General features: G+C 63.7%; 32 protein-coding genes. 20 read left to right on the top strand and 12 right to left on the bottom strand.

Annotation, left to right across the window (positions count from 1 at the left end):
* The first annotated feature begins 27 nt into the window (after positions 1–27).
* The 5 genes from CWE17_RS08535 to CWE17_RS08555 all read left to right on the top strand — a co-directional run bounded on the left by CWE17_RS08535 (position 28) and on the right by CWE17_RS08555 (position 6,042).
* On the top strand, positions 28–2,145 hold the full coding sequence (locus tag CWE17_RS08535; RefSeq protein ID WP_131456227.1) for an ARC6/PARC6 family protein: 2,118 nt from the start codon (positions 28–30) through the stop codon (positions 2,143–2,145).
* A 61-nt stretch (positions 2,146–2,206) separates the two neighbouring features.
* Positions 2,207–3,697: a signal recognition particle protein gene (gene ffh, locus CWE17_RS08540; RefSeq protein ID WP_131456229.1), complete on the top strand. Its 1,491-nt coding sequence runs from the start codon at positions 2,207–2,209 to the stop codon at positions 3,695–3,697.
* Between the two features lie 78 nt (positions 3,698–3,775).
* Entirely contained in the window at positions 3,776–4,213 is a 438-nt protein-coding gene (gene rpsP, locus CWE17_RS08545; RefSeq protein ID WP_131456231.1) for a 30S ribosomal protein S16, read from the top strand.
* Positions 4,214–4,221: 8 nt separating this feature from the next.
* Complete coding sequence (locus CWE17_RS08550; RefSeq protein ID WP_131456233.1) at positions 4,222–5,232, top strand: PhoH family protein; 1,011 nt, start codon at positions 4,222–4,224, stop codon at positions 5,230–5,232.
* Between the two features lie 75 nt (positions 5,233–5,307).
* Positions 5,308–6,042, top strand: coding sequence for a Bax inhibitor-1 family protein (locus CWE17_RS08555; RefSeq protein WP_131456235.1), 735 nt, complete (start codon positions 5,308–5,310; stop codon positions 6,040–6,042).
* 61 nt (positions 6,043–6,103) lie between these two features.
* Here CWE17_RS08555 and CWE17_RS08560 read toward each other — a convergent pair whose 3' ends face one another.
* Positions 6,104–6,625 carry a hypothetical protein gene (locus CWE17_RS08560; RefSeq protein WP_131456237.1) on the bottom strand — a complete coding sequence of 174 codons (522 nt, stop codon included), beginning with the start codon at positions 6,623–6,625 and terminating at the stop codon, positions 6,104–6,106.
* A gap of 64 nt (positions 6,626–6,689) precedes the next feature.
* On the opposite strand from CWE17_RS08560, the gene era reads away from it, so the two are divergent.
* The 6 genes from era (at position 6,690) to larB (ending at position 10,474) form a co-directional block, all read left to right on the top strand.
* Positions 6,690–7,616: a GTPase Era gene (gene era / locus CWE17_RS08565; protein WP_131456239.1), complete on the top strand. Its 927-nt coding sequence runs from the start codon at positions 6,690–6,692 to the stop codon at positions 7,614–7,616.
* A 36-nt stretch (positions 7,617–7,652) separates the two neighbouring features.
* A complete protein-coding gene (locus tag CWE17_RS08570) occupies positions 7,653–8,123 on the top strand; it encodes a phycobiliprotein lyase (protein WP_131456241.1) in 471 nt (156 codons plus the stop codon).
* Positions 8,124–8,128: 5 nt separating this feature from the next.
* Positions 8,129–8,827 carry a tRNA (guanosine(37)-N1)-methyltransferase TrmD gene (gene trmD / locus CWE17_RS08575; protein ID WP_131456243.1) on the top strand — a complete coding sequence of 233 codons (699 nt, stop codon included), beginning with the start codon at positions 8,129–8,131 and terminating at the stop codon, positions 8,825–8,827.
* A gap of 41 nt (positions 8,828–8,868) precedes the next feature.
* A complete protein-coding gene (gene ispF / locus CWE17_RS08580; protein ID WP_131456245.1) occupies positions 8,869–9,354 on the top strand; it encodes a 2-C-methyl-D-erythritol 2,4-cyclodiphosphate synthase in 486 nt (161 codons plus the stop codon).
* A 110-nt stretch (positions 9,355–9,464) separates the two neighbouring features.
* Positions 9,465–9,809 (top strand): TIGR03792 family protein, encoded by a 345-nt coding sequence (locus CWE17_RS08585; protein ID WP_131456542.1) that lies wholly within the window; start codon positions 9,465–9,467, stop codon positions 9,807–9,809.
* Positions 9,806–10,474, top strand: a complete 669-nt coding sequence (gene larB / locus CWE17_RS08590) for a nickel pincer cofactor biosynthesis protein LarB (protein ID WP_131456247.1) — start codon at positions 9,806–9,808, stop codon at positions 10,472–10,474. Before CWE17_RS08585 ends, larB begins: the two co-directional genes overlap by 4 nt.
* Here larB and CWE17_RS08595 read toward each other — a convergent pair.
* From CWE17_RS08595 to CWE17_RS08615, 6 genes are all read right to left on the bottom strand, one after another.
* Positions 10,463–10,642, bottom strand: coding sequence for a hypothetical protein (locus CWE17_RS08595; RefSeq protein WP_131456249.1), 180 nt, complete (start codon positions 10,640–10,642; stop codon positions 10,463–10,465). The two genes, larB and CWE17_RS08595, sit on opposite strands and share 12 nt — an antisense overlap.
* Before the next feature lie 66 nt (positions 10,643–10,708).
* Entirely contained in the window at positions 10,709–10,876 is a 168-nt protein-coding gene (locus CWE17_RS12250) for a hypothetical protein (protein WP_161567588.1), read from the bottom strand.
* 94 nt (positions 10,877–10,970) lie between these two features.
* A complete protein-coding gene (locus tag CWE17_RS08600; RefSeq protein ID WP_131456250.1) occupies positions 10,971–11,948 on the bottom strand; it encodes a DUF1517 domain-containing protein in 978 nt (325 codons plus the stop codon).
* A 33-nt stretch (positions 11,949–11,981) separates the two neighbouring features.
* Positions 11,982–12,197 carry a sulfur carrier protein ThiS gene (thiS, locus tag CWE17_RS08605; RefSeq protein ID WP_131456252.1) on the bottom strand — a complete coding sequence of 72 codons (216 nt, stop codon included), beginning with the start codon at positions 12,195–12,197 and terminating at the stop codon, positions 11,982–11,984.
* Positions 12,198–12,208: 11 nt separating this feature from the next.
* On the bottom strand, positions 12,209–13,255 hold the full coding sequence (locus CWE17_RS08610; protein WP_131456254.1) for a thiamine phosphate synthase: 1,047 nt from the start codon (positions 13,253–13,255) through the stop codon (positions 12,209–12,211).
* A 137-nt stretch (positions 13,256–13,392) separates the two neighbouring features.
* Entirely contained in the window at positions 13,393–14,319 is a 927-nt protein-coding gene (locus tag CWE17_RS08615) for a bifunctional riboflavin kinase/FAD synthetase (protein ID WP_131456255.1), read from the bottom strand.
* A 61-nt stretch (positions 14,320–14,380) separates the two neighbouring features.
* Here CWE17_RS08615 and CWE17_RS08620 point away from each other — a divergent pair, with 61 nt between their 5' ends.
* Positions 14,381–14,956 carry a DUF3611 family protein gene (locus tag CWE17_RS08620; protein ID WP_131456257.1) on the top strand — a complete coding sequence of 192 codons (576 nt, stop codon included), beginning with the start codon at positions 14,381–14,383 and terminating at the stop codon, positions 14,954–14,956.
* Here the strand turns inward: CWE17_RS08620 and surE are convergent.
* Positions 14,941–15,750: a 5'/3'-nucleotidase SurE gene (gene surE, locus CWE17_RS08625; protein ID WP_131456259.1), complete on the bottom strand. Its 810-nt coding sequence runs from the start codon at positions 15,748–15,750 to the stop codon at positions 14,941–14,943. The two genes, CWE17_RS08620 and surE, sit on opposite strands and share 16 nt — an antisense overlap.
* Positions 15,751–15,821: 71 nt before the next feature.
* Here surE and pheS point away from each other — a divergent pair, with 71 nt between their 5' ends.
* The 4 genes from pheS to CWE17_RS08645 all read left to right on the top strand — a co-directional run bounded on the left by pheS (position 15,822) and on the right by CWE17_RS08645 (position 18,973).
* A complete protein-coding gene (pheS, locus tag CWE17_RS08630) occupies positions 15,822–16,829 on the top strand; it encodes a phenylalanine--tRNA ligase subunit alpha (protein WP_131456261.1) in 1,008 nt (335 codons plus the stop codon).
* A 67-nt stretch (positions 16,830–16,896) separates the two neighbouring features.
* Positions 16,897–17,805 (top strand): NAD(+) kinase, encoded by a 909-nt coding sequence (locus tag CWE17_RS08635; protein WP_131456544.1) that lies wholly within the window; start codon positions 16,897–16,899, stop codon positions 17,803–17,805.
* Positions 17,802–18,488 (top strand): winged helix-turn-helix domain-containing protein, encoded by a 687-nt coding sequence (locus CWE17_RS08640; RefSeq protein ID WP_370318296.1) that lies wholly within the window; start codon positions 17,802–17,804, stop codon positions 18,486–18,488. The genes CWE17_RS08635 and CWE17_RS08640 overlap by 4 nt, the downstream gene beginning before the upstream one ends.
* Before the next feature lie 2 nt (positions 18,489–18,490).
* Positions 18,491–18,973 (top strand): DUF192 domain-containing protein, encoded by a 483-nt coding sequence (locus tag CWE17_RS08645; RefSeq protein ID WP_131456263.1) that lies wholly within the window; start codon positions 18,491–18,493, stop codon positions 18,971–18,973.
* Here the strand turns inward: CWE17_RS08645 and CWE17_RS08650 are convergent.
* From CWE17_RS08650 to CWE17_RS08660, 4 genes are read right to left on the bottom strand one after another with little or no spacing between them, the layout of a single operon-like run.
* Positions 18,953–20,386, bottom strand: a complete 1,434-nt coding sequence (locus CWE17_RS08650; RefSeq protein ID WP_131456264.1) for a DUF4114 domain-containing protein — start codon at positions 20,384–20,386, stop codon at positions 18,953–18,955. The genes CWE17_RS08645 and CWE17_RS08650 overlap by 21 nt on opposite strands.
* 3 nt (positions 20,387–20,389) lie before the next feature.
* Positions 20,390–20,551, bottom strand: coding sequence for a hypothetical protein (locus CWE17_RS12135; protein WP_162604294.1), 162 nt, complete (start codon positions 20,549–20,551; stop codon positions 20,390–20,392).
* Positions 20,548–21,831, bottom strand: a complete 1,284-nt coding sequence (gene cbiE / locus CWE17_RS08655; RefSeq protein ID WP_131456266.1) for a precorrin-6y C5,15-methyltransferase (decarboxylating) subunit CbiE — start codon at positions 21,829–21,831, stop codon at positions 20,548–20,550. The genes CWE17_RS12135 and cbiE overlap by 4 nt, the downstream gene beginning before the upstream one ends.
* Positions 21,832–21,844: 13 nt before the next feature.
* Positions 21,845–22,849 (bottom strand): AraC family transcriptional regulator, encoded by a 1,005-nt coding sequence (locus CWE17_RS08660; RefSeq protein WP_131456268.1) that lies wholly within the window; start codon positions 22,847–22,849, stop codon positions 21,845–21,847.
* A gap of 134 nt (positions 22,850–22,983) precedes the next feature.
* On the opposite strand from CWE17_RS08660, the gene CWE17_RS08665 reads away from it, so the two are divergent.
* The 4 genes from CWE17_RS08665 (at position 22,984) to CWE17_RS08680 (ending at position 24,899) form a co-directional block, all read left to right on the top strand.
* Complete coding sequence (locus CWE17_RS08665) at positions 22,984–24,021, top strand: sulfotransferase (protein WP_240789338.1); 1,038 nt, start codon at positions 22,984–22,986, stop codon at positions 24,019–24,021.
* A gap of 14 nt (positions 24,022–24,035) precedes the next feature.
* Complete coding sequence (locus CWE17_RS08670) at positions 24,036–24,305, top strand: hypothetical protein (protein ID WP_131456271.1); 270 nt, start codon at positions 24,036–24,038, stop codon at positions 24,303–24,305.
* 4 nt (positions 24,306–24,309) lie between these two features.
* Positions 24,310–24,576 (top strand): hypothetical protein, encoded by a 267-nt coding sequence (locus CWE17_RS08675; protein ID WP_131456273.1) that lies wholly within the window; start codon positions 24,310–24,312, stop codon positions 24,574–24,576.
* A 62-nt stretch (positions 24,577–24,638) separates the two neighbouring features.
* Entirely contained in the window at positions 24,639–24,899 is a 261-nt protein-coding gene (locus CWE17_RS08680; protein WP_131456548.1) for a DUF3764 family protein, read from the top strand.
* The last annotated feature ends 24 nt before the right edge of the window (positions 24,900–24,923 follow it).

The raw sequence follows: 24,923 nt of genomic DNA on the forward strand, positions 1-24,923 counted from the left end.
GTAACTTTAAGGGTCAGCCCACAGGGAATGGGCAAAAACCCTGACACTGCCTACAGTCTGCTGCCAATGGCTGCATCGCAGTTGGACTTGCCGATCGATCATTTCCGCCTGCTAGGCGTCAGCCCATCGGCCGAGGCTGATGTCATCCTGCGCACGCTGCAGCTAAGAATCGATCGTGCCCCTGATCAGGGGTTCACCCATGAGGCCCTGCAGCAGCGGGCGCAACTCCTGCGGCTCTCGGCTGATTTGCTCACCGATCCTTCCCGTCGCCGAGACTATGAGGCGACCCTGATGGAGCTGGGTCGTGATCATCCCGGAGATACGGCTGGTCTTGACCTTCCCTCCAGCCGTGAGGTGGCAGGTCTGATCCTGCTGTTGGAGGCCAATGCTCCCCACGAGACCTTCCAGCTGGCCCGCCAGGCTCTGCAGCCGCCGCAGGCCCCGGCCTTAGGAAGTGGCCGGGAGGCTGATCTGGCCTTGCTGGCCGGCCTGGCCTGTCGCGCTGCTGCTGAGCAGGATCAGGAGCGGCGGCGCTACGAGTCGGCTGCCGTGCTTCTAGGCGAGGGGCTTCAGCTTCTTCAGCGTGTTGGAAAGCTGCCCGAACTTCGTCGCATTCTTGAGCAGGAGCGAGATCAGCTCACCCCTTACCGGATCTTGGATTTGCTCAGTCGTGACCTGGCTGAACAGATGGCAAGGCGCGAAGGACTTGAACTGCTCGAGCGCTTTGTGGAGAGGCGTGGCGGACTGGAAGGAGATCTTCAGGCCGTTCTGGATCAAGGATCTGAAACAAGCCCTGAGTCGGGCATGCCCCAGGGGGAGTTTGAGCTGTTCTTCCAGCAAATCCGCCGCTTTCTGACGGTGCAGGAACAGGTGGATCTGTTTGAGCGCTGGCAGGCCCAGGGCTCCGCTGATGCGGCATTCCTTGGGGTCATGGCGCTGACGGCTGCTGGTTTCTCCCGTCGCAAGCCCGAGCGACTCGATCAGGCGCGCCAACGGCTTCGTGACCTGGCCCTCGAAGGGTTGGACACCCGTCCGCTGCAGGGCTGTCTTGACCTGCTGCTCGGCGATGTGGAGCATGCCCAGGGGCATTTCCAGGCCAGCACCGACGCTGAATTGCAGCAATGGTTGCAGCGCCATCCCGGAGACGATCTGGCGGCCCTCTGCGATTACTGCCGCTCCTGGCTGGGGCGCGATGTGTTGCCGGGATACCGGGACGTGGATGCCGAGGCCATTGACCTCGAAGCCTGGTTCGCCGACCGGGATGTGCAGGCCTTCGTGGAGCGTCTCGAGCGGATCGAGGGGAGGCAGCGCCCTGCTGGGTTTGACTCGACCCCAGCCTTTGGTCTCGATCCGGATGGCACGCTGCCCCTGGAGATTCCTTCGGCTGGAGACCCGTTAGCCGATTCCGCCCCTTGGCCCGGACAACCAGCTTCGCCAGCCTCCATGGGTCTGGCTTCAGGAGAGAATTCAGGGTCTGAGGAGTCTGCTGCTGGATTGAGCTGGCGTGAGCGGTTGGATCAACTGCCCCGTCCCAGCCGTCCGGCGCTGCTCGCGTCCGGGATATTCGCGGTTGTGGTGGCCGTCGTGGCAGCGCTCAGCCTGATTGGCCTGCGTCGTGAGGCGGAGCCCAGCCGTCTCAAGCCCGAAGGGCAGCCGCCAACAGAGCAGAACAAAGCCGAGCCAACCCCTGGGAAGCCGAAGGCGGCCCTGCGGCCTGAACAGGGCAGCCAAGGCTCTCAACCGTTCCAGCCGCTGAACGCCGATGCCCCTAGCGAAACCCAGCTGCAGGCCCTTTTGCAGACGTGGCTCAATCGCAAGGCGACTGTTCTTGGCGGCGGGACTGTGGCGGATGTTCAACTCGACGCGGTCGCCCGCGATGGGCTTGTGTCGCAGGTGCAGCAGGAGCGCAGTGTCGATGCAGCCGCTGGCGAAAGGCAGACGGTGGAGGCTTCGATTACCTCCCTCGAGCTGGTCAGCCGCACGCCGCAGCGGATCGAACTCAGGGCCCGCGTCGCTTATTCCGATCAGCGCGTTGATGCTGCAGGCAAGGTGATCGAACGCACGGCTGCGACCACCCTGCCGATTACCTACATCCTGGGCCGAGACGGCGACACCTGGCGTCTCCACGCCTATATCCCCGGCTGAAGACCGGGCTGAGGAGGCGGCTTTTTACGATCAGGAACTAAGCCCTGTTGGAAGCCCCTCCATGTTTGACGAGCTGTCAGCCCGCTTTGAAGACGCGGTCAAGGGGCTGAGGGGGCAGGACAAGATTTCCGAGACCAACGTTGATGGGGCTCTAAAAGACGTGCGTCGGGCCTTGCTCGAGGCTGACGTGAGCCTCCCAGTGGTCAAGGACTTCGTCGCGGAAGTCCGTGAGAAGGCGGTGGGGGCTGAGGTGGTGCGCGGGGTCAGCCCCGATCAAAAGTTCATCCAGGTGGTGCACGATCAGCTGGTGGAGGTGATGGGTGGTGGCAATGCACCCCTTGCCAAGGCTGAGCAGGCGCCCACCGTGGTGCTGATGGCTGGTCTGCAGGGTGCCGGTAAGACCACCGCGACCGCAAAGCTCGCCCTGCACCTCAAAGATCAGGGACGGCGGGCCTTGATGGTCGGGGCAGACGTGTATCGCCCCGCGGCGATCGAGCAGCTCAAGACCCTTGGTGCTCAGATCGATGTTGATGTGTTCAGCCTCGGAGCAGAAGCCAAGCCGGAGGCCATCGCCGCTGCTGGCTTAGCCAAGGCCAAGGAGGAGGGATACGACACCCTGCTCGTCGATACGGCGGGCCGGCTCCAGATCGACACCTCGATGATGGAGGAGATGGTGCGGATCCGTTCTGCGGTGCAGCCCGATGAGGTGCTGTTGGTGGTGGATTCGATGATCGGCCAGGAAGCGGCCGAGCTCACCCGCGCATTCCATGAGCAGGTGGGCATTACCGGGGCGGTGCTGACCAAGCTCGATGGCGATTCCCGCGGTGGTGCAGCGCTCTCGATCCGCAAGGTGAGTGGTCAGCCGATCAAGTTCATCGGCACTGGCGAGAAGGTCGAGGCCCTGCAGCCTTTCCATCCCGAGCGGATGGCGAGCCGCATCCTCGGCATGGGGGATGTTCTGACCCTGGTGGAGAAAGCCCAGAAGGAGGTGGAGCTCGCCGATGTGGAGAAGATGCAGAAGAAGTTGCAGGAGGCGTCGTTTGACTTCTCCGACTTCCTTCAGCAGATGCGCCTGATCAAGCGGATGGGCTCCCTCGGAGGCTTGATGAAGATGATCCCGGGCATGAACAAGCTTGACGACGGCATGCTCAAACAAGGCGAGCAGCAGCTCAAGAAGATCGAAGCGATGATCGGCTCGATGACACCTGCGGAACGGACGCAGCCTGAGCTCCTGGCCGCCCAGCCCTCCCGTCGTCGCCGCATTGCCGGCGGCTGTGGCTATCAGCCGGCGGATGTGGACAAGGTGCTGGCCGATTTCCAGAAGATGCGGGGCTTCATGCAGCAGATGACCCGTGGTGGTGGGATGCCTGGAATGCCCGGGATGCCGGGTATGGGTGGTGGGATGCCTGGGATGGGCGGATTCCCCGGGATGCCGGGTATGGGTGGCATGCCCGGGATGCCCGGCATGGGCGGTCCGGGTCGCGGTGGTCGTGGTGGTGCTCCGAAGCGGCAGCGCCCGGCCAAGAAGAAGAAGGGTTTTGGGGAGCTCTGACCCGTCGCAGGGTATGGTGGCTGTTTGGCGCGCGACTCAGAGTCAGCGCCGAGTTCCACCCTCAGAAGCAGCGCCACGATGATCAAGCTCCGCCTGAAGCGGTTCGGTAAGAAGCGGGAAGCGAGCTTCCGCCTCGTGGCCTGCAACAGCACGTCACGCCGTGACGGACGCCCTCTCCAGGAGCTGGGCTTCTACAACCCCCGCACCAAGGAAACCCGTCTGGACACAGAGGGTTTGCGCGCCCGTCTCAGCCAGGGAGCTCAGCCCACCGATGCAGTGCGATCCCTCCTCGAGAAGGGTGGCCTGATCGAAAAGACTGTCCGTCCCGCCGAAATCGTGGGCAAGGCCAAGCAAGCTGCTGCTCGGGAAGCTGCTGCTAAGCAGGCTGCCAAGGAAGCGGCGGAAGCCAAGGCCGCTGCTGAGGCTGAGGCCAAGGCTGCCGCTGAAGCTGCTGCCGCTGAAGCCGAGGCTCCCGCCGGTGATGAAGCCGCTGCGGACGAGACCGCCGAGGCCTGATCCACGCCATGACCGAAGCTGCCGCGCCGGGTCGCTTCGTCTTTGATCTTCCCCATCCCGAAGCAGCCCTCGCTCTTGCAGGGCCCTCGGAACAGTCCCTGCGTCAGCTGGAGGCCCTCACAGGGGTCTCTCTGGTGATGCGGGGTCTTCAACTTGAAATCAGTGGTCGACCCAGTCAGTTGGAGCGGGCCGCGGCGGTGGTGGAGCTGCTGCGCGCCTTCTGGCAGGAGGGGCAGAGCGTCTCTCCTGTGGATCTCCAGACCGCTCTGCAGGCCCTCGATACCGGCCGCCATCAGGACCATCAGGCCATGGGGCAGCAGGTGCTGGCTCGCTCCCAGCGAGGTCAGTTGCTGCGGCCCCGCACTCTGCGCCAGAAGGCTTATGTGGAGGCGATGGAACGCCATGACCTCACCTTCGCCTTGGGTCCGGCAGGGACCGGTAAGACCTTCCTGGCCACGGTGCTGGCCGTGCGCATGCTCACGGAGCGCAAGGTCGAGCGTCTGATCCTCACTCGGCCCGCCGTTGAGGCAGGCGAGCGTCTCGGTTTTCTGCCAGGGGATCTGCAACAGAAGGTGGATCCTTATCTCCGTCCCCTCTATGACGCGCTCCACACCCTGATGGGTCCTGAGAAAACCACGGCCCTCCTGGAGAAGGGGGTGATTGAAGTCGCTCCGCTGGCCTACATGCGCGGTCGCACCCTGGCCGAATCCTTCGTGATCCTCGATGAAGCGCAGAACACCACACCGGCCCAGATGCGCATGGTGCTCACCCGTTTGGGGGAGCGTTCCCGCATGGTGGTGACGGGTGACATCACCCAGGTGGATCTGCCGCCCGGGCAGATGAGCGGTCTGGTGGAGGCCTCACAGGTGCTGGAGGGTGTAGAGGGTGTGGCGGTGTGCAAACTCACAGCAGCCGATGTGGTGCGCCACCCCTTGGTGCAACGTGTGGTGGAGGCCTATGCCCGGCGTGACGATCGACGGAAGTCGACGCGATCAGCGGCTCACCCCGGTGAGCGCTGATGGGGAGATCCGCACCTGGGATCTGACCACAATCTGATCAGCCCTGCCAGAGTGTTTCCAGTGATCTGGGGCACCATGCCTGCCAGCAGCAATTTCCAGGAAGCCATCCGTCAGGCGCAGTCCAGCGCTTTGGTGGGGCCCAATGTCGTCAATAAAGCCCTCCCCTACGTGGGGGGTGGCATGGTGCTCACCGCCGGTGGCGTACTGGGCGGCATGGCCACGATGGCTTCGATCGGTTACGGCGCCTTCAACACCCTGTCGCTGATCGCGATCATCCCCTGGTTCATCCTCTTCTTCGTGGCCCAGAACGCCGCGAACAAGGCCAACAACGGCACAGCCCTGCCGCTGATGGCCACCTTCAGTTTGCTCACCGGCTTCACCCTCACCGGCCTGGTGGTGCAGGCCATCGCCGTTGCTGGTGCTGCCTCGATTGGCATTGCAGCCCTCGCGACCGGCCTCACCTTCGTGGTGGCCTCGATCGCGGGCCGTCGGATGAGCGACAGCGTTGGTCAAGCCCTCAGCGCTGTGGTTGGCCTCGGCCTGATCGGTCTGCTGATCGCGATGGTGGGCATCTTCATCGCCGGCTTCTTTGTGCCCGGCATCTTTGCGGCCACCAACCTGGCGATTGCTGGTTTCGGCACCGTGCTCTTCGTGGGCATGGCCTTCGTGGATTTCTACACGATGCCCCGCACCTACCGGGATGATCAGTTCCTGGCCGGTGCCCTGGGGATGTATCTCACCTACATCAACCTGTTCATCTTTGTGCTCCGTCTGATCCTTGCCCTGCAAGGAGGCGGCCGCCGCGATTGAACACGGTGACCTCCTCGATCAGTGCGTTCACCCCGGCTTCTCAGTCGGGGTTTTTTGTTGGCTAGCGATCGGCCACGGCTTCGACGGAGTCACCGATCGCCTGTTTCTGCCGGTCGTCATAGCCCCAGCGCTCAAGGAAGGCCAGGTCGTCACCTCGGCTGTGATGGGCCGCCTCCAGCAGGGTCTCAAGACGCTCTTTGACTTGGTGGGGATCCAGCTGGCGCAGCAATTCGCAGCACCGGGCGTTGACCCGCTCCGAGCCAGCGGCCTGCTGCTCATCGCCGTTGTTGCGGTGGTGGACTACCATCGCCGCGCTCATGGCCAGGTTGCGGGCGGTGAGATCCACCACGCCATCGCCCGCTTCCCGCAGCTTGATGACGAGTGGTTCCGGCAGCCGGTCCATCAGGACACTGTCGCCGGCAAGGCTCACCACGAAGAAGCCGCGGGCGCCATCGCGACTGGCGACCAGCTCAGCCACACGATCGGCCATCACTTCATCACTGATTTCCTCCCCATCCCATTGCTGCAACCAGCTGGCGGCGATTTCCATCGCCTGCTGAAAGGTGGGTTCAAGCGTGCTCATGACTGCTGTCGTCCTCGTGCTCAGCCTATGGGCAGGTGGTGGGCCCAGAGGCGATGCTGAAGGCATGGAAGCTTCCTCACAGCCCTACCGCTCCGGTTTTGTGGCCTTAATCGGTCGGCCCAATGTGGGCAAGTCGACCTTGGTGAATCAGCTCGTGGGCGACAAGGTGGCGATCACATCACCGGTGGCGCAAACGACACGCAACCGGCTGCGGGCGATCCTCACCACCCCGGAGGCCCAGCTGATTTTGGTGGATACTCCTGGGATCCATAAACCCCATCACCTGCTGGGGGAGCGGTTGGTGCAAAGCGCGCGCGCGGCCATCGGTGAGGTGGATCAGGTGTTGCTGCTTCTGGAGGCCTGCGAAGCTCCTGGCGGCGGTGATGCCTTCATCGTCAATTTGCTGCGTCAGCAGCGCCTGCCCGTGCAGGTGGTGCTCAACAAATGGGATCTGGTGCCTCCCGCCAGGAAGCCGGAGGCGGACGCGGCCTATCGGGAGTTGCTCGACGGCAGCCATTGGCCGGTGCACCATTGCTCTGCCCTCGATGGCCAGGGCTGCACGGAGCTGGTGACGGCGGTGAGCGCGCTGATGCCGGAAGGGCCGCAGTTGTACCCCCCTGACATGGTGAGCGATCAGCCGGAGCGGTTGCTGATGGCAGAACTGATTCGCGAGCAGGTGCTGACCCACACCCGTGAAGAGGTGCCCCACAGCGTGGCGGTGCAGATCGACCGGGTGGAGGACATGCCCTCGAAGGGCAAGGGCAAGCCCCGCACCGCCGTGCTCGCCACCGTGCTGGTGGAACGCAAGAGCCAGAAGGGGATCCTGATCGGCAAAGGGGGGGCGATGCTCAAAACGATTGGTCAGGGCGCCCGCCTGCAGATGCAGACCCTGATCGATGGTCCTGTTTATCTGGAGCTGTTCGTGAAGGTGGTGCCCGATTGGCGAAGTAAGCCCGCCCGGCTTGCGGAATTGGGCTATGCCGAGGAGTGAAGACGGCTGGGGGACCAGGGCTGAGAAGATAGGCGGATGACCGACCTCCCCTTCCCGCCCACTGATCTCGGCGCGTTCCTGCAACTTTGCGACGGGCGCTGGATGAGTCTGCGCAGCGTGTTCCAGCTCGATGGTTCCGAGGACTGGCACAGCAGTGAGCGTGGGGAGCTGGTGATGGAGTGCGTGGAGGGGGCGTCTGACGCTGGCCCCAGCCTGGAGGTGAGGAACGGTGAGGGACGTCAGCTGGCTTCAATGCGTTTTGCCGCAGACGGTGCCTTGGTTCTGCAGGCAAGCCAGGGCGATCAGAGTGGCCAGTGGCAACTGCACGGTGATGGCTGTCTGGAGCTGACCCTGCCCGCTGAGGCTGGCGCCAGCCTGCGCGAACGGATCTGGTTCACCAAGGCGAATCTGCGCCTACGCAGCACCACCCTGATGGATCGGGACGGGACGCCGAGGCAGGCCAGTTTCTGCTCGGAGATCCGCCGGGTCACGGCTCCAGGCTCCTGATCGCAATGGCTGCGTTCCGCCTGGATGTGGTGAGCCTGGCTCCCCATGCCTTCGCTCCTCTCGAAGAGCTGGGTGTGATCGGTCGAGCCTTCGCTGCCGGCATTGCCGAGCTGCACCTTCACAATCCTCGCGATTACGCCACCGATCGCTATCGCAAGGTTGACGATGAGCCCTATGGCGGTGGCGCTGGCATGGTGCTCAAGCCGGAGCCGGTCTATGCCGCCGTGGAGGCGATTCCGGTGCTGCCCCGGCGTCGCGTGTTGCTGATGACACCGCAGGGGACGCCCCTTGGCCAGTCGGATCTGCAGCGCTGGGCTGACGATTGCGATCAGCTCGTGCTGCTCTGCGGGCACTACGAGGGTTTTGATGAACGGATCAGACCTCTGGCGGATGAGGAGGTGTCGTTGGGGGATTTTGTGCTGACAGGTGGTGAGCTGCCGGCGATGACGATCATCAACGGGGTGGTGCGTCTCCTCCCAGGCACCGTCGGCACGGCCCATTCGCTCGTGGAGGAAAGCCATAGCGATCTGTTGCTCGAGCATCCTCACTACACCCGCCCCGCAGAGTTCCGCGGTCTGTCCGTGCCCGATGTGTTGCGCAGTGGCGATCATGGCGCGATCGAACACTGGCGGCAGCAGCAGCGCGAGCAGCGAACCGCGGAGCGCAGGCCAGACCTCTTCACCCGCTGGCAGCAACAGCAGTAGGGCTGTCGGTCATCAAGAATGGACGCCTTGACCTAGGCCCTATGCAGCTCCGCATCGGCAACGGCTACGACATCCACCGTCTCGTGCCAGGGCGGCCACTGATTTTGGGCGGTCAGCGACTGCACCATCCCGATGGCCTCGGCCTAGACGGGCATAGCGATGCCGATGTGCTGGTGCACGCCATCATGGATGCCCTGCTCGGTGCCCTCTCCCTGGGGGATATCGGCAAATACTTCCCCCCGGATGATCCCCGCTGGAAGGGGGCCGACAGCCTGGTGCTGCTGGAGCAGGTCGTGGCTCTTGTCAGGGAGCGCGGTTGGCAGGTGCTGAATCTCGATTCGGTGGTGGTCGCTGAGCGCCCCAAGCTCAAACCTCACATTGAGGCGATGCGCTGTGCCATTGCCACGCGCATCGGCATCGAACCTGAGCAGGTGGGGGTGAAGGCCACCACCAACGAGAAGCTCGGCCCTGAGGGGCGGGAAGAGGGAATCTCCGCTCAGGCGGTCGCGCTGCTCCAGTCCCTGTGACCCGCCACTCACTGACCCGCCGCTTTTCAGGATTGCTGCGTAAGGTTTTGAGCCTTGCCCTGTTCTTGGCTGTGCTGTTCAGCTCCCCTGCCCAGGCGCGTTTCGCCGCGATGGCTGATCCGCAGGGTGGCGACGACGCTGCGGTGATCGAGCATCTCAAGGTGAAGGTGCCGGAGGCCGCCCGGCAAGCTTGGCTGGAGGCGGAGCAGGGCAGCTGGGAACCTTGGCTTGCCCACCAAGAGGGGTTTCTGGGGCGTGATCTGCTCTGGGATCCCGAGGCCGAGGAAGGCACCCTGCTCATCCGCTGGAGCAGCAGGGAAGCCTGGAAAGCGATTCCAGAACAGGAGGTGGAGGCTGTGCAACAGCGCTTTGAGCAGCTAGCCCGTGAGGGCACAGGGCAGCGTCAGGGCAATCCATTCCCGCTGGTCTTTGAAGGCGAACTGCTGCCGCAATGACCTTGACAGCTCATCTCGACTGGGATCGTCGCCGTCGCTTAGGCATCAGCGAGGCGATCTGGGGGGAGCACAAGACGGCTGAGCAGATCGCGGCGATTCTGGAGTCGTTCCACGGCCGCGGCGAAGCGGCGCTTGTGACACGCGTGGATGCTGCCAAGGCCGCTGATGTGGCGGCGTTGCTGCCTGATCTCCGTCTGCAATGGCACGATCAGGCCCGCTGCCTCAGCTGCGGTCACCGTCCCCTTGACGAGAACGCGTCTGAGGCGCCAGTTACGATCCTGAGTGGCGGCACCAGTGATCTTCCGGTGGCCAAGGAAGCGCAGCTGGCCTTGGAGTTCCATGGAGTGGCTGCCTCTCTGATGCTCGATGTGGGAGTCGCGGGTCTGCACCGTCTCCTGGAGCGTTTGCCATTGTTGCGCTCCTCGAGAGTGCTGATCGCCTGCGCCGGCATGGAGGGTGCTCTACCCACCGTGCTGGCTGGGTTGATGCCCCAGCCGGTCATCGGTGTGCCCGTGTCGGTCGGCTACGGCGTCAGTGCTGGAGGCCGGGCGGCCTTAGACGGCATGCTGGCCAGCTGCGCCCCTGGACTCGCAGTCGTCAACATCGACAACGGCTATGGCGCTGCGATGGCTGCGTTGCGCATCCTGCAGGCGTCAGTCGACTGAGGCGTCGAAGGAGGAGGGCAGCAGGCCACTGGTGTTCTCAGAGCCATCCAGTTCAAACATCTGCTCCACCCAGAGCTGCATGGAACGGGGCAACAGGCCCTGTTCGTAACGCAGCATCGCTTCCATCAGGACGGGTGAGTTCACCCACTGAATGGGTCTGCTAGCCATGCGTCAGACAGTGCTGGCCAAACGATGCGTCAGGCTTCCCCCGCCGGCAAGGGGGGGGTGATGGGATCAGTCGGCTTTGTCGTACTTACTGCCCAGACGCCAAAGTTCATTGCTGTGGGTCGGCGACTCCACATCCCTGAGGTGACGAACCAGCTCAAACAGATCACCCTGATCAAGCTCTCCGTTGTTCTGCCATTGCATGGCACGGGGATCGGGGCGAGAAGTGGGTGCCAAGGAGGGAGTTCTTAATCAACTCAAGCTAGGCAGCAAGAGCTTGATTGCCTCGGAGAGCTCAACCTTTGGAGCGGAAGATTTTCTGAAGCTTCGCTCAGAGATGCTGCAGGTTCGGGTATGCCGTCACGAGCTCGTCGGCGCTGAGCACGTCTCCGGCTCCGTCGGGCTGCCAGATCACTTCAAGGGCGATCAGGTCGCTCGAAGCGGTGGATCCGAGGATGCGCAGGGCTTCCCGAAGCCCTTCACCGGTCTCGACTTGTTTCAGCGTGACCGGCCGACGGCTGGCCACTAAGACGGTGACGGCGATGTAGTCATTGGTGGCATCGGCATCGCCACGGTCTTGCTCGGAGGAGGTGCTGCTCTGGCCGTTGACGTTGCTGGTGAGTTCAGCGCGCAGTTTGCTGCGTTCCGTCATCGAGAGGCGATTGAACGTGGCTTCCGCGGCGTTGAATGGCACGTTGCCGGTTTCGACATTCGCGTAGACCCAGAGGTCTGGTTGGCGCAACAGGGCGAGGGTGGTTTCCTGCAGCACCCGTTGGAGGCCACTGGGGGTGCTGGTATCGGCGGAGGCTGCCAGCTGGCGCAGGTCGTTCTGCAGGGCCTTGGCGCTGGCGAGCAGTCCGATCTGCATCTGGATCATGGTCACCGGGCCGGCGCTGATGGCTCCGCCGCCGTAGCGCTCTCCAGCCAGGGCGTTGTTGCCGCCGCCACCACTGCCAGCCCCACGGAAAGCATTCACCAGCACCCCCACAATCGCCATCAGGATCAGGAAGCCGAACAGGCCACCTCCGCCGAAACCGAAGATCGGGATGATGAACGGGAAGCCGATTCCACCGCCGTAGCCGCGGTTGTAGCCACCGCCATAGCTGCGGCTGTAGCCACCGCTGCGGGGCATGGAGGGAGCGCGGAAACTGCCGCCTCCGATCCGGCCACCGCTTGCGGCCTCACTGGCTTGCGGTTGGATCACCAGCAGGCCGATCAGGAGTGCTGGCACCAGGAGTGCCGAGAGGCAGCGGTTCAGCAGCCTCTTCAGGGAGCGGTTCGGAAGAGGTTGGCTCCGGGGAATCGGCATGCGTTGCAGACTGGACTCTTCGGTGCAACGACTCTAGGAACCACCGCCCACGATGGTGACGATCTCCAGGCTGTCACCGTTCTGAATCGGCTGGTCCTCCCAGAGATCAGGGGTCAGGATCAGCCCGTTGAACTCCACCACCACCAGCCGGGGGTGATGCCCCAGTTGCTCGATGGCTTCCGCGAGATGCTGCGGAGCTGGTGAAAGTTCGCGGCGTTCGCCATTCACCTGCAGTTGGAGTGTCGCCATGGGGAGGGGAATCAGCCGAGGGTTGCCAGCAGCTCGCGGCTGGCAACCAGGGGGTCGGTCGCTTCCATGATCGCTCGCACCACCGCCACGCGGGTGGCACCGGCTTCTCGGACCGGTGCGATGCGATCGGCATCGATGCCGCCGATGGCGTACCAGGGGATCGTGGCGTGGCGACTGGCCTCTCGCACCCAATCCAGGCCTCGGGCGCTGCGATCTGGTTTGGTGGCGGTTTCGAAAACGGGGCCGACCCCGACGTAGTCGCAACCTTCCTGCTGCGCTCGCAGCAGTTGATCCAGCTGATGGGTGCTGCGACCGAGCAGTCGCTCTTCACCGATCAGGCTCCGGGCTTCAGAGGTGGGGAGATCGTCTTGACCGAGATGCACGCCATCGGCATCAACCAGTAGGGCTAGATCGATGCGGTCGTTGACGATGAACAGGGCCTGATGCCGCCGGCAGAGCGCAGCCAGCGCTCGCGCCTCCTCCAGGCGTGTGCGGTCATGGCCTTCCTTGGCCCGGTATTGCACGAGCGTCACTCCCGCCTGGAGGGCGGCTTCCACCTGCTGAACCAGGCCTTCAACCGGTGACGTGATCAGGTACAGGTGGCTGGTTTGCAGTTGGCTCAGACGCTGCTGGCGTCGCCCAGCCCGCTGAATCGTCATCTCCAGGTCATAGAGGCCGTAGCGGATCGATGCGGCGGAGTGGGCCAATTCAGCGTGGGTTTCCCGCGCGAATTCTTCAAGCACCCGTAAAGCCTCCTGCACTCTGGCGCAGTTGGCGGCCACAACCGCCTGGGTCTCTGTGCGTTGCTGTTGGGCGGGATGGCTCAGGCCGGCGCCCGTATCCGTGGCTGTGGAGCGGGCCTGTTTGTAGCTGTCGTGATGCAGTGCTCCCAGCTGCTGCCGCCAGTCCTTGAGGGTGACCACTAGGTCTTGGCGATCGAGGCCGAAGCGGCACCAATCCTCAACAACCCGCAGTCCCTCGCGGGCTCGGTCGAGATTGGCGTCGATCAGCCGAGCCACACGCAGGTCGCGGAGGGGGGCGACAACCATCGATTCCATGGCAGTCTTGGCAGGATCGCATGCTCCCAAGCGGCCATGGACAACGGTGGATCCGAGAGCACGATGCACGTGCTGGTCTGGGGGATCGTTCTGCTGGGTGGAATTGGCGTGTTCATCGTCTGGGGGCTGACGAACGCTTACCCCACCGGTGTCTGAAGCAGCATCCGTGCCTGCTGGGCATCGCGGCCGATCTGGGCGCTCAGGGCTTCCAGTCCTGCAAAGCGTTCCTGACCTCTGAGACGTGTCACCGGCTCCACGGTGATTTCGCGGCCTTCCAGCTCCATTTGGGTATCGAGCAGATGCACCTCGACCGCTGAGGGAGAGGTGGGATCCACGGTGGGTTGCGGGCCCAGGTTCATCACCGCTGGCAGGGGTTGATCTTGGTCGCCGACGATCGCCCAGGCTGCATAGACCCCCAGTCCGGGGAGGAATTTGCGGCCATCCACCTGGAGGTTGGCCGTGGGCCAGCCCAGTTCGCGCCCAAGGCCCCGTCCGCGTACGACCCGACCGCTGAAGCGGTAAGGGCGCCCGAGCAGCTGGGTCGCAGCGTTCAGGTCTCCCTCACTGAGGGCGTTTCGGATTCGACTGCTGCTCATGCGTCCGCCGTCGTCCTCCAGGATCGGCAGCACGCTCACTTTCACGTTGGCTTGCTCGCAGAGCAGGCGCAGGGTGTTGGTGTCACCACTGCGGCCACGGCCAAAGCGGAAGTTGGCTCCCACAGCGATGTGGCGCGCCTGGAGAGCCTCGAGCAACACGGTGTGCACGAAGGTCTCGGCACTCAGCTGAGCCAGCTGCTGGTCAAAGGGAACGAGCACCAGCTGTTCGATCCCTAGCGGTTCGAGCAGGTTCAGTTTTTCCGACGGGAGATCAAGGCGCAGCCGCGGCTCGCCATGAAGCACCTCCCGAGGGTGGGGCCAGAAGCTCACGACGCTGGGGATACCCCCGAGCGGCTCGCGCGTGATCGCTTCGATCACGCGCCGATGTCCGGCATGGAGACCATCAAAACTGCCGAGGGCCAGGGCCGTCGGCCTGCGGGCCTGCTGAGGTGAGCAGAGGGGAATCAAGGGCAGCCGTGCATCCGGCGTTGGTTAGTGGCAAGTTTGGACGAACGCCGTTCATCCGCGCATGGCCGATCGCCTCGACTTCCAGCAGCTGGCCCTTGGGGTGCGCCGGATGGCATGGATCCGCTTCTGGATTCAGACCGCCCTTGGGGTGGTGGTGGTGGGTGTGCTGCTGTTCAACAACATCGGCGGCAGCCTGGCTCGGAACTCAGAGCGTGCCCTTGGCCTCGGCCCTGGCCTGTCGCTCACCACACTCTCGTTCTTTGTGCTGCTTTACAGCCTCTGGCAGGGTTGGTTGATCGTGCGTCTCGGGCGTGCCTTGGGCAGCAACGCCAGGCCGAGTCGCGGTGAGGCCAGCCGCCTGCTCAAGCGTGGTCTTCTCGCGGATTTGCTGGGGCTCGTGCTCGCAGCCGTTGGCTATCAGTCTTTGGCTGGAAGCCTGTTCGTGCAGGCTTCTCTGCAGGCACCGGGCTTCTTCGGGTCACCGGTGGGAGGCACCAGTGCCCGGAGCCTGGTGGGTTACCCGATCACCTCGATCGAGATGCTTTCAGTGCTGAGCAACACCCAGGTGTTGTTTGCCCACACCCTCGGGCTGATCTTCTCCCTCTGGCTGCTGCAGAGGATTTATCGGACCAATTGACCGCCCAGCCGCAGCTCCGGCAGACCACTGAGGGATCCGCGCCAGAACAGTTCTGGCTGGATCGGAGTGAGAGAAGGGGCGTGGGCCTGAATCTGGGCCACATCGGTGGGCCAGTCCCGTGGACCATCGCCGCCGGACTCCAGGTCCTCGACCACCTCCCCTGCCAGCCAGTAGTAGGTGCGGCCGCGGGGATCGACGCGGGGGCTGAATTGCTCGTCGTAGCGGCGAATCGAGAGGCGGGTCCAACGCAGTGGGCCCATCGTCTCTGGCCGGCAGGGAGGGATGTTGAGGTTGAGCAGCAGGTTCTCCGGCCAGCCGTCGGCCAGGGCCGCTTCGGCGATGTCCACGGCCAGCTCACCGGCGCCCTCGAAGTTGCGCCACTGGAAGCAGGCGCTGCTGATGGCCATCGCCGGCAGTCCCTCCAAGGTGCCCTCCATCGCGGCGGCCACGGTGCCGGAGCAGAACACATCGGTACCCAGGTTGGGGCCGTGATTGATTCCCGACAGCACAAGATCTGGTTTTTGATCCATCAGCTCGAACAGGGCCAGCTTCAGGCAGTCGGCTGGAGTGCCGCTGCAGGCCCAGGCGGTAATGCCGTGATCAAACAGCTCATCGGCCCGCTCCGCTCGGATTGGCGTCTGCAGGGTGAGGCCATGCCCTGTGGCAGAGCGCTCCTGATCAGGGCAGACCACCGTCACCTGGTGGCCGCGGCTGGCGGCGGCGGCGGCCAGGGCCCGGATACCGGCGGCGAAGACGCCGTCGTCATTGCTGATCAGAATCCGCAGCGGGGACATGGCATCCGATGGCTCTGGGGGGAACCTAAGCGTGATGGCTGCCTACAGTCAGTCGCCGAGAATCCGATGCCGTGAGCGCCACCGTGTCACTCCAGCAGCTCACCGATCAGTTGGAGGCCCTGGAAGCTGAAGCCGCCGAGGCGATTGCCGCCGCCGCCGATGCCGAGGCGCTCGAGCAGCTGAGGGTGGGCCTACTCGGGAAGAAAGGGCGCCTCTCGGGTGTGCTCGGCGCCATGGGCAAGCTTCCAGGTGATGAGCGTCCCTTGGTGGGCCAGCGGGCCAATGTGCTGAAAACCCAGGTGCAGGAGCTGCTCAGTCAACGGCTCCAGGCTGTGAAAAGCGAAGCTCTGGAGGCACGCATTGCGGCGGAAACCCTCGATGTGACGGCTCCTCCCAGTGGCATCCCCGCTGGCCATCGCCATCCCTTGATCACCACCAGTGAAGAGATCGTCGATCTGTTCTGCGGCCTCGGTTACCAGGTGGCTGAGGGCCCCGAGGTGGAGAGTGATCATTACAACTTCACCGCCCTCAACATTCCCCCGGACCATCCGGCCCGGGACATGCAGGACACCTTCTATCTGAGCGACAACCTGCTGCTGCGGACCCACACCTCACCGGTGCAGATTCGCCACCTCGAGCAGAATCCACCGCCGGTGCGGATCGTTGCCCCTGGTCGGGTGTATCGCCGCGATGCCGTCGACGCCACCCATTCTCCGGTGTTCCACCAGGTGGAAGTGCTGGCGATCGATGAAGGGCTGGACTTCAGCCACCTGCGCGGCACGGTGATGGCGTTTCTGAAGGCCTTTTTTGGGGATCTGCCGGTGCGCTTTCGTGCCAGTTATTTCCCGTTTACAGAGCCTTCCGCTGAGGTGGATGTGCAGTGGAGGGGGCGCTGGCTCGAGGTGATGGGCTGCGGCATGGTCGATCCGGCTGTGCTGGAGGGTCTGGGGCTCGACCCGGAGCGATACAGCGGCTTTGCGGCTGGCTTGGGTGTGGAGCGCTTCTGCATGGTGCGCCACGGCATCGATGACATCCGCCGGCTTTACACGAGCGATTTGCGTTTCCTCGAGCAGTTCTGAGCCCTGGCTTAAGCCAGGGAGGCTCCACTTCTCATAAAGTGGCGGAGCTGTTGCGTGGATGCGGTCGGTGCCCCGGGTCGGACTGATCGTGAATGACGGCAAGCCATTGGCCGTTGAGACGGCCCAGACCATCCAGGCCAGGCTGGAGCGCTGCGGCCATGAGGTGGTGCGTGCCAGCAGCTCCGGCGGCATGGTCGGCTTTGCCAACCCTGATCAGCATCTGCGCCTGCTGGGCTACAACGCTTGTGTGCCTGAGGGCTTTGAGCCGAGCATGGCCCTGGCGATCGTGCTGGGCGGTGACGGCACTGTGCTTTCGGCGGCTCGCCAAACCGCCCCTGTGGGCGTGCCGATTCTCACGATCAACACCGGCCACCTCGGCTTCCTGGCAGAGGCCTATCTCGATGATCTCGACCGGGCCCTGGAACAGGTGCTCACCGAGCAATGGACGATCGAGGAGCGCGCCAGTTTGGTGGTGAGTGTGATGCGCGGTGAGCAGCGTCGCTGGGAGGCCCTCTGCCTTAACGAGATGGCGCTGCACCGCGAGCCGCTCACGAGCATGTGTCACTTCGAGATCGCGATCGGGCGCCACGCGCCGGTGGACATCTCCGCCGATGGGGTGATTCTTTCGACGCCCACAGGCTCGACGGCCTATGCCCTCAGCGCAGGGGGGCCTGTGATCACACCCGACTGCCCGGTGCTGCAGTTGACTCCCATTGCCCCCCATTCCCTGGCATCCCGCGCCCTTGTGTTCAGTGACCGCGAGCCGGTCACCGTGTTTCCCGCCACCCCAGAGCGCTTGATGATGGTGGTGGACGGCAGTGCCGGTTGCTATGTGTGGCCGGAAGATCGGGTGCTGATCCGTCGCAGCGAGCATCCGGTGCGCTTTGTGCGCCTGTCAGACCATGAGTTTTTTCAGGTGCTGCGCAACAAACTGGGATGGGGGTTGCCCCATGTCGCCAAGCCCGATCGGCCATGACGATGAACGCTCCGGTGTTGTTGGTTGGAGAGGGGGCTGTGGCCCTGGCGGCCCGACTCGAGGCGTCTGGCTATCGCCCCCTCGACTGGTCGGCTGGGATGGCCGCCGCGCTTCCAGCCGATGGCGAATCTCCTCTGGCGGCTGTGTTGGCTTCCGATCAGTCGGCTCGCGTTGCTGATCTGCGCTCCCGGTTTGGATCGATGCCGATTCTCCTTGATGTAGAGAACGACAGCGTGGAGGCCCGCGAAATTTGCCTCTCCGCAGGGGCGGACGACTTCTGGCTTTCCTCGCTGGGCACCAGTGATCTTCTGCAGCGACTGCGCCTGCATCTGCGGATTCAGGAGCGCAACGGTCACCAGCCCACCCTGCTCCAGGTGGCTGATCTGACCGTGGAGCCGACCTGTCGTCAGGTGCGCCGTGGCCGTCGACCTGTGGCGCTCACAGCGCGGGAGTATTCGCTGCTGTTGCTGTTGCTGGCCCACCGCGGCGAGGTGCTCAGCCGCGAGCAGATTTTGAGAGAGGTCTGGAACGACGATCAGGGCACGGCGAGCAACGTGATCGAGGTGTATGTGCGCTATCTGCGCCAGAAGCTTGAAGAGGGTGGTGAAAAGCGACTGATCCATACGATCCGCGGCCGCGGCTACTGCCTTAATGACGGCATGCCTCAGATGGAGCGCCCCTGAGCGTGGAGGGTGCTCCTCCGCTTCCACCGCAGCAGCTGCCCCTCGAGGCACGCTGGTGCGTGGCCGATCGCCGCGATGCCTGTGTGCTGCTCGAGGTGGCTGATGAACCCCAGGAGCAGCGCCTCGGTCTGATGCAGCGCCCGGCCCTGCCCCCCTTGCGGGGCATGTGGTTCCCGTTCGTGCCGTCTCAGCCCCTGCGCTTCTGGATGTTCAACACCATCGCCCCGCTCGACATGGTGTTTGTGCGTCGCGGTCGGGTGCTGGCGATTCAGAGCAACGTGCCCATCTGTCGGGCGCAACCTTGCCCGTCCTACTGGGCGGATGCGGATGGCAATGGGCGGGCGGATTTCGCCGATGGGGTGATCGAGCTCGGCGCTGGTGAGGCGATCCGGTTGGGGGTCCAGGTCGGTCTGCCGGTGCGGATCGAGTCGATCGCTCCGGTAGTGGCGCCACGCAGATCCGCCTCAACGCACGTCGAAGAATGAGAACGTCATCGTCAGGTCGTTGAAGTCCTGATCGCCACCGCCGGGCAGATCCTCCATTCCGATCCGGTTGCTGCCAAGGCGCCTGAAATGGTTGAACCCATCGGGATTGGCGGCGTCGAAGGCGAAGTAGATCGCCTCCATGCCAGGTTCCAGCACTTCCACTACCGGGGCGATCAGCGCTCCTCCCTGCAGGGTGCCCTGCCGGTCGCTGGAGCCATCGTCTTCGGCCTCCAGTCCTTGCAGCGGCGTCACGCTGTTGCGGGGGGAGAGGGCAGCCTGTTGATAGCCGGCATCGCCAGGGCGAATCAGGGCGCCGCTGACGGGATCGACGACAGTGCCTTCCGCATCCTGGACCACATAGAACCCCACCCGAGACTGAAAATCCGCCTCGCGACTTGCGCCCACATTCACGGTGAGTCGTTGCAAGGGATCGAGGCTGCGCAGGTCGAGGAGCACATCGTCTGGCGTGACCTGCAGGGTGGCGATCGCGCTGCTGATCAGGCCATCCTGCTGGGGGATGAGTTCCTTCGCGGGGTTGAAGGTCGCCGGGATCGTATCCGGGAAATACACCCCGGCCTGGAAGGGCATGGCCCCGTCGTAGTGACTGCTCCAGGGCGGGCCCTCGAGGGTGGTGGACTGCAGCTGCTGAATCGAGGAGAGGATGGCGTAGGGCAGGTTGTCCTGGCCATCGAACGCACGGGTGTCGGTGGAGATCGACCCTGGCAGCGCATCCGGGTTGTTGATGCTGTATTGCTGGCCGAGGAAGCCATCGATCAGGCCGTTGTGGTGCATTACCGAGAGCACGTTCCACTGGCCATTGGCTCCCTTCTGGGTGTTGGTGAGGGGAAGGTTGGTTAATTGCAGGGGGGCGAGCAGGCCGGAGCTGCTCAGCAGAGTGGCAATGTCGGGGTTGCCCAGGTTCTTGAACAGGCTGCTGGAGGGAACCGGGATGATCCTGGCTGCGTCGCCCAGCACCTGCCGACCGGCCCAGAGCACGGCGATCACGCCGGCATACACCTGATCCACCTCCTCCTGGCTGAGACCTCCGGGCGCAAATTCAAAATCCTGGGCCCAGATGCTGGAGCCGCCTTGCCCATTAGGCAGCGTTTCCGAGCGGCTGAGAAATTCGTCCGGGTAGGTGAGCACAGCGCTGAGAATCGATTGCGCCACCTGCTGGCGGTTGCCATCCGTGATGCTGGTGGGCAGCAGGCTCGCGATCAGGGGCCAGAGGTTCCGTCCCTTGTACTGGCGATCCTTCAGTGCGCACGACATGCCGACCACCCGCCCGTCCTTGATCAGATCAGCGCGCGCCCCGGGGCTGAGCTCTCCGATCGGCACCACATCCGTGGGGATCGCACCCGCCTCAAGAGTGGCCTTGAGGTTGTCGACGAAATAGGCGTAGGTGGTGGCCATCGCTCAGCCGAAGAAGCCTTTGGATTGCAGAAACAGGCCGATGGCCAGCAGCGGCCCGAAGCCAGCGATCAACAGGGTGATCTTCATGCGCAGGGGGGACACCTGACGGTCTTTCTGGAGAGGCATGGCGATCGCTGCGGGCTTGGCTTCGATTCTGCTGCTCAAGGCCCTGGAAGGCTGCCTTTGAGCACCAGCACAGGATTCATCGGCGCCAGCCGGGTGCCATCGCTCAGGGGCTGACCACGCCAGGCTTGGTGCTGACTCACCCTCACCTTCAGGCCTGCGCGCTCCAGGAGTGGTCGCAGATCCGCCAGGGCTTCGAGGGTGGCCAGGGGGATCACGACCACGCCGCCGGGGTTCAGTCGCTGCAGCACTGCATTGAGTAGGGCGGCACGATCCTTGCCTCCACCACCAACTAGCACCCGGTCGGGGCGTTGCAAGCTCTCCGGAAGGTCAGCGCCGGAACCATCGCCGCTCTGGATGATGGACAGGGCATCAGCTTCCAGCACGGCCGCTGCTTGCACCCCCAGGCGCTCGGCATTGGCTTTGATCAGGTGCGCCCCGCCCCCCCGCCGTTCGATCGCTAAGAGCTGGAGGCCTGGCTGTAAGCGCAGCGCCTCCAGGCCAACACTGCCGGTGCCGGCTCCAAGGTCCCAAAGCACCCCTGTCGCTGGCAGCTCCAGCTCGGCCAGCAGCTGGATGCGCACTTCCCGTTTGGTCATCAGCCCAGGGCGGTCGTCGTGTTGCAGGAACACGCCGTCATCTAGGCCAAAGAGGGGTAAGGCCTCTGGCTCCGGGGCAGGAGCCTCGCGCGCCAGCAACACCACCAAGTGCAGAGGATGGAGATCAGAGGGGGTGAGATCCGTGGGGTCGAGCTGGCGCACACGCTCCTCGGGGTGCCCCAGTGCTTCGAACAGCCAGAGCGCATAGGCCGCTTCCAAGCCGCTGCTGTGCAGGACTCCTCTCACCTCATCGACGCCCCCGCGACTGGGGTCGGTCAGGACCGCCAAGGCCTTGGGTCGTTGCTGAAGTCGCTGCGTTAGCGCCATCGGGTCACGCCCATGCAGGCTGAGCCACTGGGCGTCCTGCCAGGGACGCCCAAGTCGGGCGAAGGCCAGTTGGAGGGATGACGGGGCTGGATGGAAACGAAGCTGCGTCGGCCCCAGACGTTCGATCAGGGTGCGGCCGATGCCGAACCAGAGCGGATCGCCACTGGCCAGTACGACAGAACAGACTTGGTTCGATTGCTGCTGCAGGGTGTCGCAGAGGCTGAGCGGCGCATCGCTCGCGATCAACTCCGCGTCGTGCTCACTCCCCAGCCAACGGGTGAGTGCTGGGTGCAGACGCCGGGGTGCGGCGATCAACGCAGCTTCACGAAGCAGTTGCTGCTGCGGCGCCGCCAGGGTGGTGGGTGCGCCGGCATCGGTGCCAATGACCTCGATCATGAGGTCATTGTGATCAGGCGGCCGCCAGAAGAGTGTCCCGTGGTGACTCCTCAAAATGCTGGCGGTAGATGGCCGCAAAGTTTCCGCGGCTGCGGAAGCCAAAGTGTTGAGCGACCTCGCTGATGGAATGAAGCTTCGTTGCCGCTCGTGTGGCTGGAGAGCGCAGCATCCAGTTCACCTGCTCGAGGCGGATCGATCGCAGCAGCTCCATCGGACCCATGCCGGTGCTCTCTTTGGACCCCATGATCAGCGTGCGGCGCGAGGTGTAGAGCGCACGGCTCACATCATCGAGGTTCAGGGGTTGGTGGCCGTTCTGGAAGCCCCAATGCACGAGTTCCCGAATCAGATCATGACGTGCCTTTGGCTGATGGGTGACGTACTCATCAGCTTGTGATTCGACCAGGCCATTGAGCAGGCAGGTTTGCAGCAATGAGCTGTTCAGCTGGCGATCGGCTGCTGTTGTTGTGGGGGCGTTGAACAGGGTCGCGATGATCCGGCAGAGGGCCCGGTGGTGGTCTTGATTCAGCGTGACGCCATTGCACCGCCCCAGGAGCTCCACCAAGTGCTCCTGGCCGCAGTGCATCAGGTAGCGATGGAAGCGCGTGGTTGAGGTCACCACCATGTAGGAGGTTGAGCCAGCGGTGAGCGAGAAGAACGATTCATTCAATCCACTTTTGAACCCATGGAGGGAGTTGGGATTGATGGGTTTGCCATGAACCTTGTGGTCGTCGATGGTGTTACTCGACTCCAGAGCGAAAGCCGTGCAGTCGTCTCCCCTCTCACCGTTGAGCAGTAACAGCTGGTTGGTCTGGATCTCCAGCAGGCTGATACCCAGCAGGTGGACCACCGAGATGCGGCCCTGCAGCTGGCCCTGACTGAGCTGGAGGGCGTTGAAGTCTTTGCCGAGGCGAGCGAGTGATTGGGTGAGTTCGGTGGCGCTTCGGAACGGTGTGCTCCAACTCAGGGCAGACGCTTTCGGGCCGGGGGACGCCAGGCAAGGAAAGGAACTGGTTTGCACTAGCGCCCCCGTCAATTCCAACTAATGCATTGATTGCAAGTTACCGGCCATGTTCGTTAGGAATGTTGCGCGATGGACGATTTCTCACAATGCTGAGAGCCAGAAGCCTGGATCGCCTTGTAGCTGCCGGGTTTTTGCGTCCCTCCACCCTCTTGCAGGCTTTACGCCGCGGTCGTCTTGAGCGACGGCGGCTGCCGCTGGCGTTGGCTCTCAGTTGCAGCGGTCTGCTGGTGGAGCCCCTGGCCTGGTGTCAGGACCTCTGGCTTTGCATTCGATGGCGCGGTGTTGACTGCCCGGATGATCCGGTGATCGTGGTCGGTCACTGGCGCAGTGCCACCACGTATCTGCATCAGTTGTTGGCTGCTGATCCAGCGGCAGCGACTGCCCGCAACAGCCTCACCATTGCTCCCCAGGTGGCGCTGCTGCTTAAGCCGCTGATCCGACCATTGCTTAAGAAGCTGATGAGTGCGCACCGCCCGATTGATGCTGTGCCTTGGTCTGCCGATGATCCTCAGGAGGATGAGATTGGCCTCGCTCGCCTAACCATGGACACGAACATGGCGGGGATGGCATTCCCTCGCGATTATCTCCGTCACTTTCGCCATAGCGTGCTTGCGGAGGGACGGTCGTTGGCGTCGACGCTGTTGTGGTTTACCCGTCTCACCTGGCTGCACGACGGTGCGGGCAAGAGCCATATGGTGATCAAGAATTCCGCCCACATGGCCCGGGTGCCAATGTTGCTGCGCCTGTTCCCGCGTGCTCGTTTCGTGCTGTTGCGGAGGGAGCCGATCGACTCGATCCGTTCCTTGGTGCAGGTGAAGCAGTTGCTTGCCGATCTGGTGGGACTGCAATCGCCACCGGATGTCATCCGCCAGGTGGAGGAGACCGTCTGGGCTCACGAGCAATTGCTGGAGGCTTTTGAAGCCCATCGCTCACTGATTCCTGAGGGCCACCTCGTGGAGATCGCCTACAACGATCTGATCACAGCACCACTGCAGACGCTGGAGCAGCTTTACGGAGACCTTCGCCTTGGCGACTGGTCAACAGCGGGCCCGGCGATTGCCCAGCGGGTTGAGCAGGCCCGAAGCTACCGGGCCCAGCCCGTGCAGCTGGACCCTGCGGCCGAGCAACACCTGCAGGCACTGCTTGGAGGTACGTTGACGCCCTGTTGATCGGCTCCGACGCGATGCGTCTGTTTTTGGCCCCACTGCTGTTTGCCCTCGCGGCAGGGTCGCCGGCGCTTGCTTTCAACGACTGCACGCAGATCCGCCGATTGATGCAGTCCATGGGGGCCTCGATGGCGCGCAACCGCGCCCTGATTGCGGAGTCCCAGGCCTCAGGGAAGAATCCAGCGCGGGCGGAGCAGGCCAGCCAGATGTTGACGCGACAGACCAGCGGCTACCGGGAGCTTCGAGCTGACTACGAAAGACTGAACTGTCGTCATCCCCAGGACTGAGCGCATGGCAAGGGATCGTCGTGAACGCTTGCATGAGCTCCTGCTGGCGCTGATTGCGCAGCAGTCGGATCTTGAACTGATGGATGCCGAGGGACCTGCCGGCATCAGCACCAGCTTGAGTGGGGAGGCCCCTGCGGATGCCGCCCGCTGGTTGGATCGCAATCGCCGAGTTCTGCAGCGCTATCAGGCTCTGGTGCGCACGGCGGTGACCTTCGATGCTTTGCTCGATGCGGAAACCACCGCTGGCTCAGAGGTGAACGATGGCTTCTGACCGGCCTTCTGACAATCAGTGATAACTTCCGTGCGCTTCATGCGCTCAGGCATTCGCTGATGATCGAAACCCACGTGCTCACGTTCACGATTAACAAGAGCTTTGCTGAATGGGTGGCGACCTATGACGCCTCGAAGCCATTGCAGGCAGCGGCTGGCATTACCTCCTTGTATCGGGGCGTGAGCAAAGAGGATCCCACCAAGGTTTGTGCTGTGATGCAGGCCGAGCCCGGGGTGATGGAAGCGTTTATCAGTGATCACGCTGAGCTGGTCGCTTCCTCGGGCCATGTTCTGGAGAGCACGGTGAGCCAAGTGTTCATCTGAGCCCCTCTGGCTTGTCGCCTCAGC

It is taken from the genome of Synechococcus sp. BS56D (genome assembly GCF_004332405.1).
Classification (GTDB): domain Bacteria; phylum Cyanobacteriota; class Cyanobacteriia; order PCC-6307; family Cyanobiaceae; genus Synechococcus_C.

Bases quoted from the DNA above. Each gene is read 5' to 3' on its own strand.
- CWE17_RS08585 (WP_131456542.1), top strand. From the start codon at position 9,465: ATGGCTGATCCGCAGGGTGGCGACGACGCTGCGGTGATCGAGCATCTC.
- ffh (WP_131456229.1), top strand. From the start codon at position 2,207: ATGTTTGACGAGCTGTCAGCCCGCTTTGAAGACGCGGTCAAGGGGCTG.
- CWE17_RS08610 (WP_131456254.1), bottom strand. From the start codon at position 13,255: ATGGAATCGATGGTTGTCGCCCCCCTCCGCGACCTGCGTGTGGCTCGG.
- CWE17_RS08620 (WP_131456257.1), top strand. From the start codon at position 14,381: ATGGCCGATCGCCTCGACTTCCAGCAGCTGGCCCTTGGGGTGCGCCGG.
- larB (WP_131456247.1), top strand. From the start codon at position 9,806: ATGACCTTGACAGCTCATCTCGACTGGGATCGTCGCCGTCGCTTAGGC.
- CWE17_RS08640 (WP_370318296.1), top strand. From the start codon at position 17,802: ATGACGATGAACGCTCCGGTGTTGTTGGTTGGAGAGGGGGCTGTGGCC.
- CWE17_RS08600 (WP_131456250.1), bottom strand. From the start codon at position 11,948: ATGCCGATTCCCCGGAGCCAACCTCTTCCGAACCGCTCCCTGAAGAGG.
- trmD (WP_131456243.1), top strand. From the start codon at position 8,129: ATGGCTGCGTTCCGCCTGGATGTGGTGAGCCTGGCTCCCCATGCCTTC.
- CWE17_RS08670 (WP_131456271.1), top strand. From the start codon at position 24,036: ATGCGTCTGTTTTTGGCCCCACTGCTGTTTGCCCTCGCGGCAGGGTCG.
- CWE17_RS08570 (WP_131456241.1), top strand. From the start codon at position 7,653: ATGACCGACCTCCCCTTCCCGCCCACTGATCTCGGCGCGTTCCTGCAA.
- CWE17_RS08535 (WP_131456227.1), top strand. From the start codon at position 28: ATGGGCAAAAACCCTGACACTGCCTACAGTCTGCTGCCAATGGCTGCA.
- CWE17_RS08595 (WP_131456249.1), bottom strand. From the start codon at position 10,642: ATGGCTAGCAGACCCATTCAGTGGGTGAACTCACCCGTCCTGATGGAA.
- era (WP_131456239.1), top strand. From the start codon at position 6,690: ATGGAAGCTTCCTCACAGCCCTACCGCTCCGGTTTTGTGGCCTTAATC.
- CWE17_RS08550 (WP_131456233.1), top strand. From the start codon at position 4,222: ATGACCGAAGCTGCCGCGCCGGGTCGCTTCGTCTTTGATCTTCCCCAT.
- CWE17_RS08560 (WP_131456237.1), bottom strand. From the start codon at position 6,625: ATGAGCACGCTTGAACCCACCTTTCAGCAGGCGATGGAAATCGCCGCC.
- rpsP (WP_131456231.1), top strand. From the start codon at position 3,776: ATGATCAAGCTCCGCCTGAAGCGGTTCGGTAAGAAGCGGGAAGCGAGC.
- CWE17_RS08675 (WP_131456273.1), top strand. From the start codon at position 24,310: ATGGCAAGGGATCGTCGTGAACGCTTGCATGAGCTCCTGCTGGCGCTG.
- CWE17_RS08555 (WP_131456235.1), top strand. From the start codon at position 5,308: ATGCCTGCCAGCAGCAATTTCCAGGAAGCCATCCGTCAGGCGCAGTCC.
- thiS (WP_131456252.1), bottom strand. From the start codon at position 12,197: ATGGCGACACTCCAACTGCAGGTGAATGGCGAACGCCGCGAACTTTCA.
- surE (WP_131456259.1), bottom strand. From the start codon at position 15,750: ATGTCCCCGCTGCGGATTCTGATCAGCAATGACGACGGCGTCTTCGCC.
- ispF (WP_131456245.1), top strand. From the start codon at position 8,869: ATGCAGCTCCGCATCGGCAACGGCTACGACATCCACCGTCTCGTGCCA.
- CWE17_RS08650 (WP_131456264.1), bottom strand. From the start codon at position 20,386: ATGGCCACCACCTACGCCTATTTCGTCGACAACCTCAAGGCCACTCTT.
- cbiE (WP_131456266.1), bottom strand. From the start codon at position 21,831: ATGATCGAGGTCATTGGCACCGATGCCGGCGCACCCACCACCCTGGCG.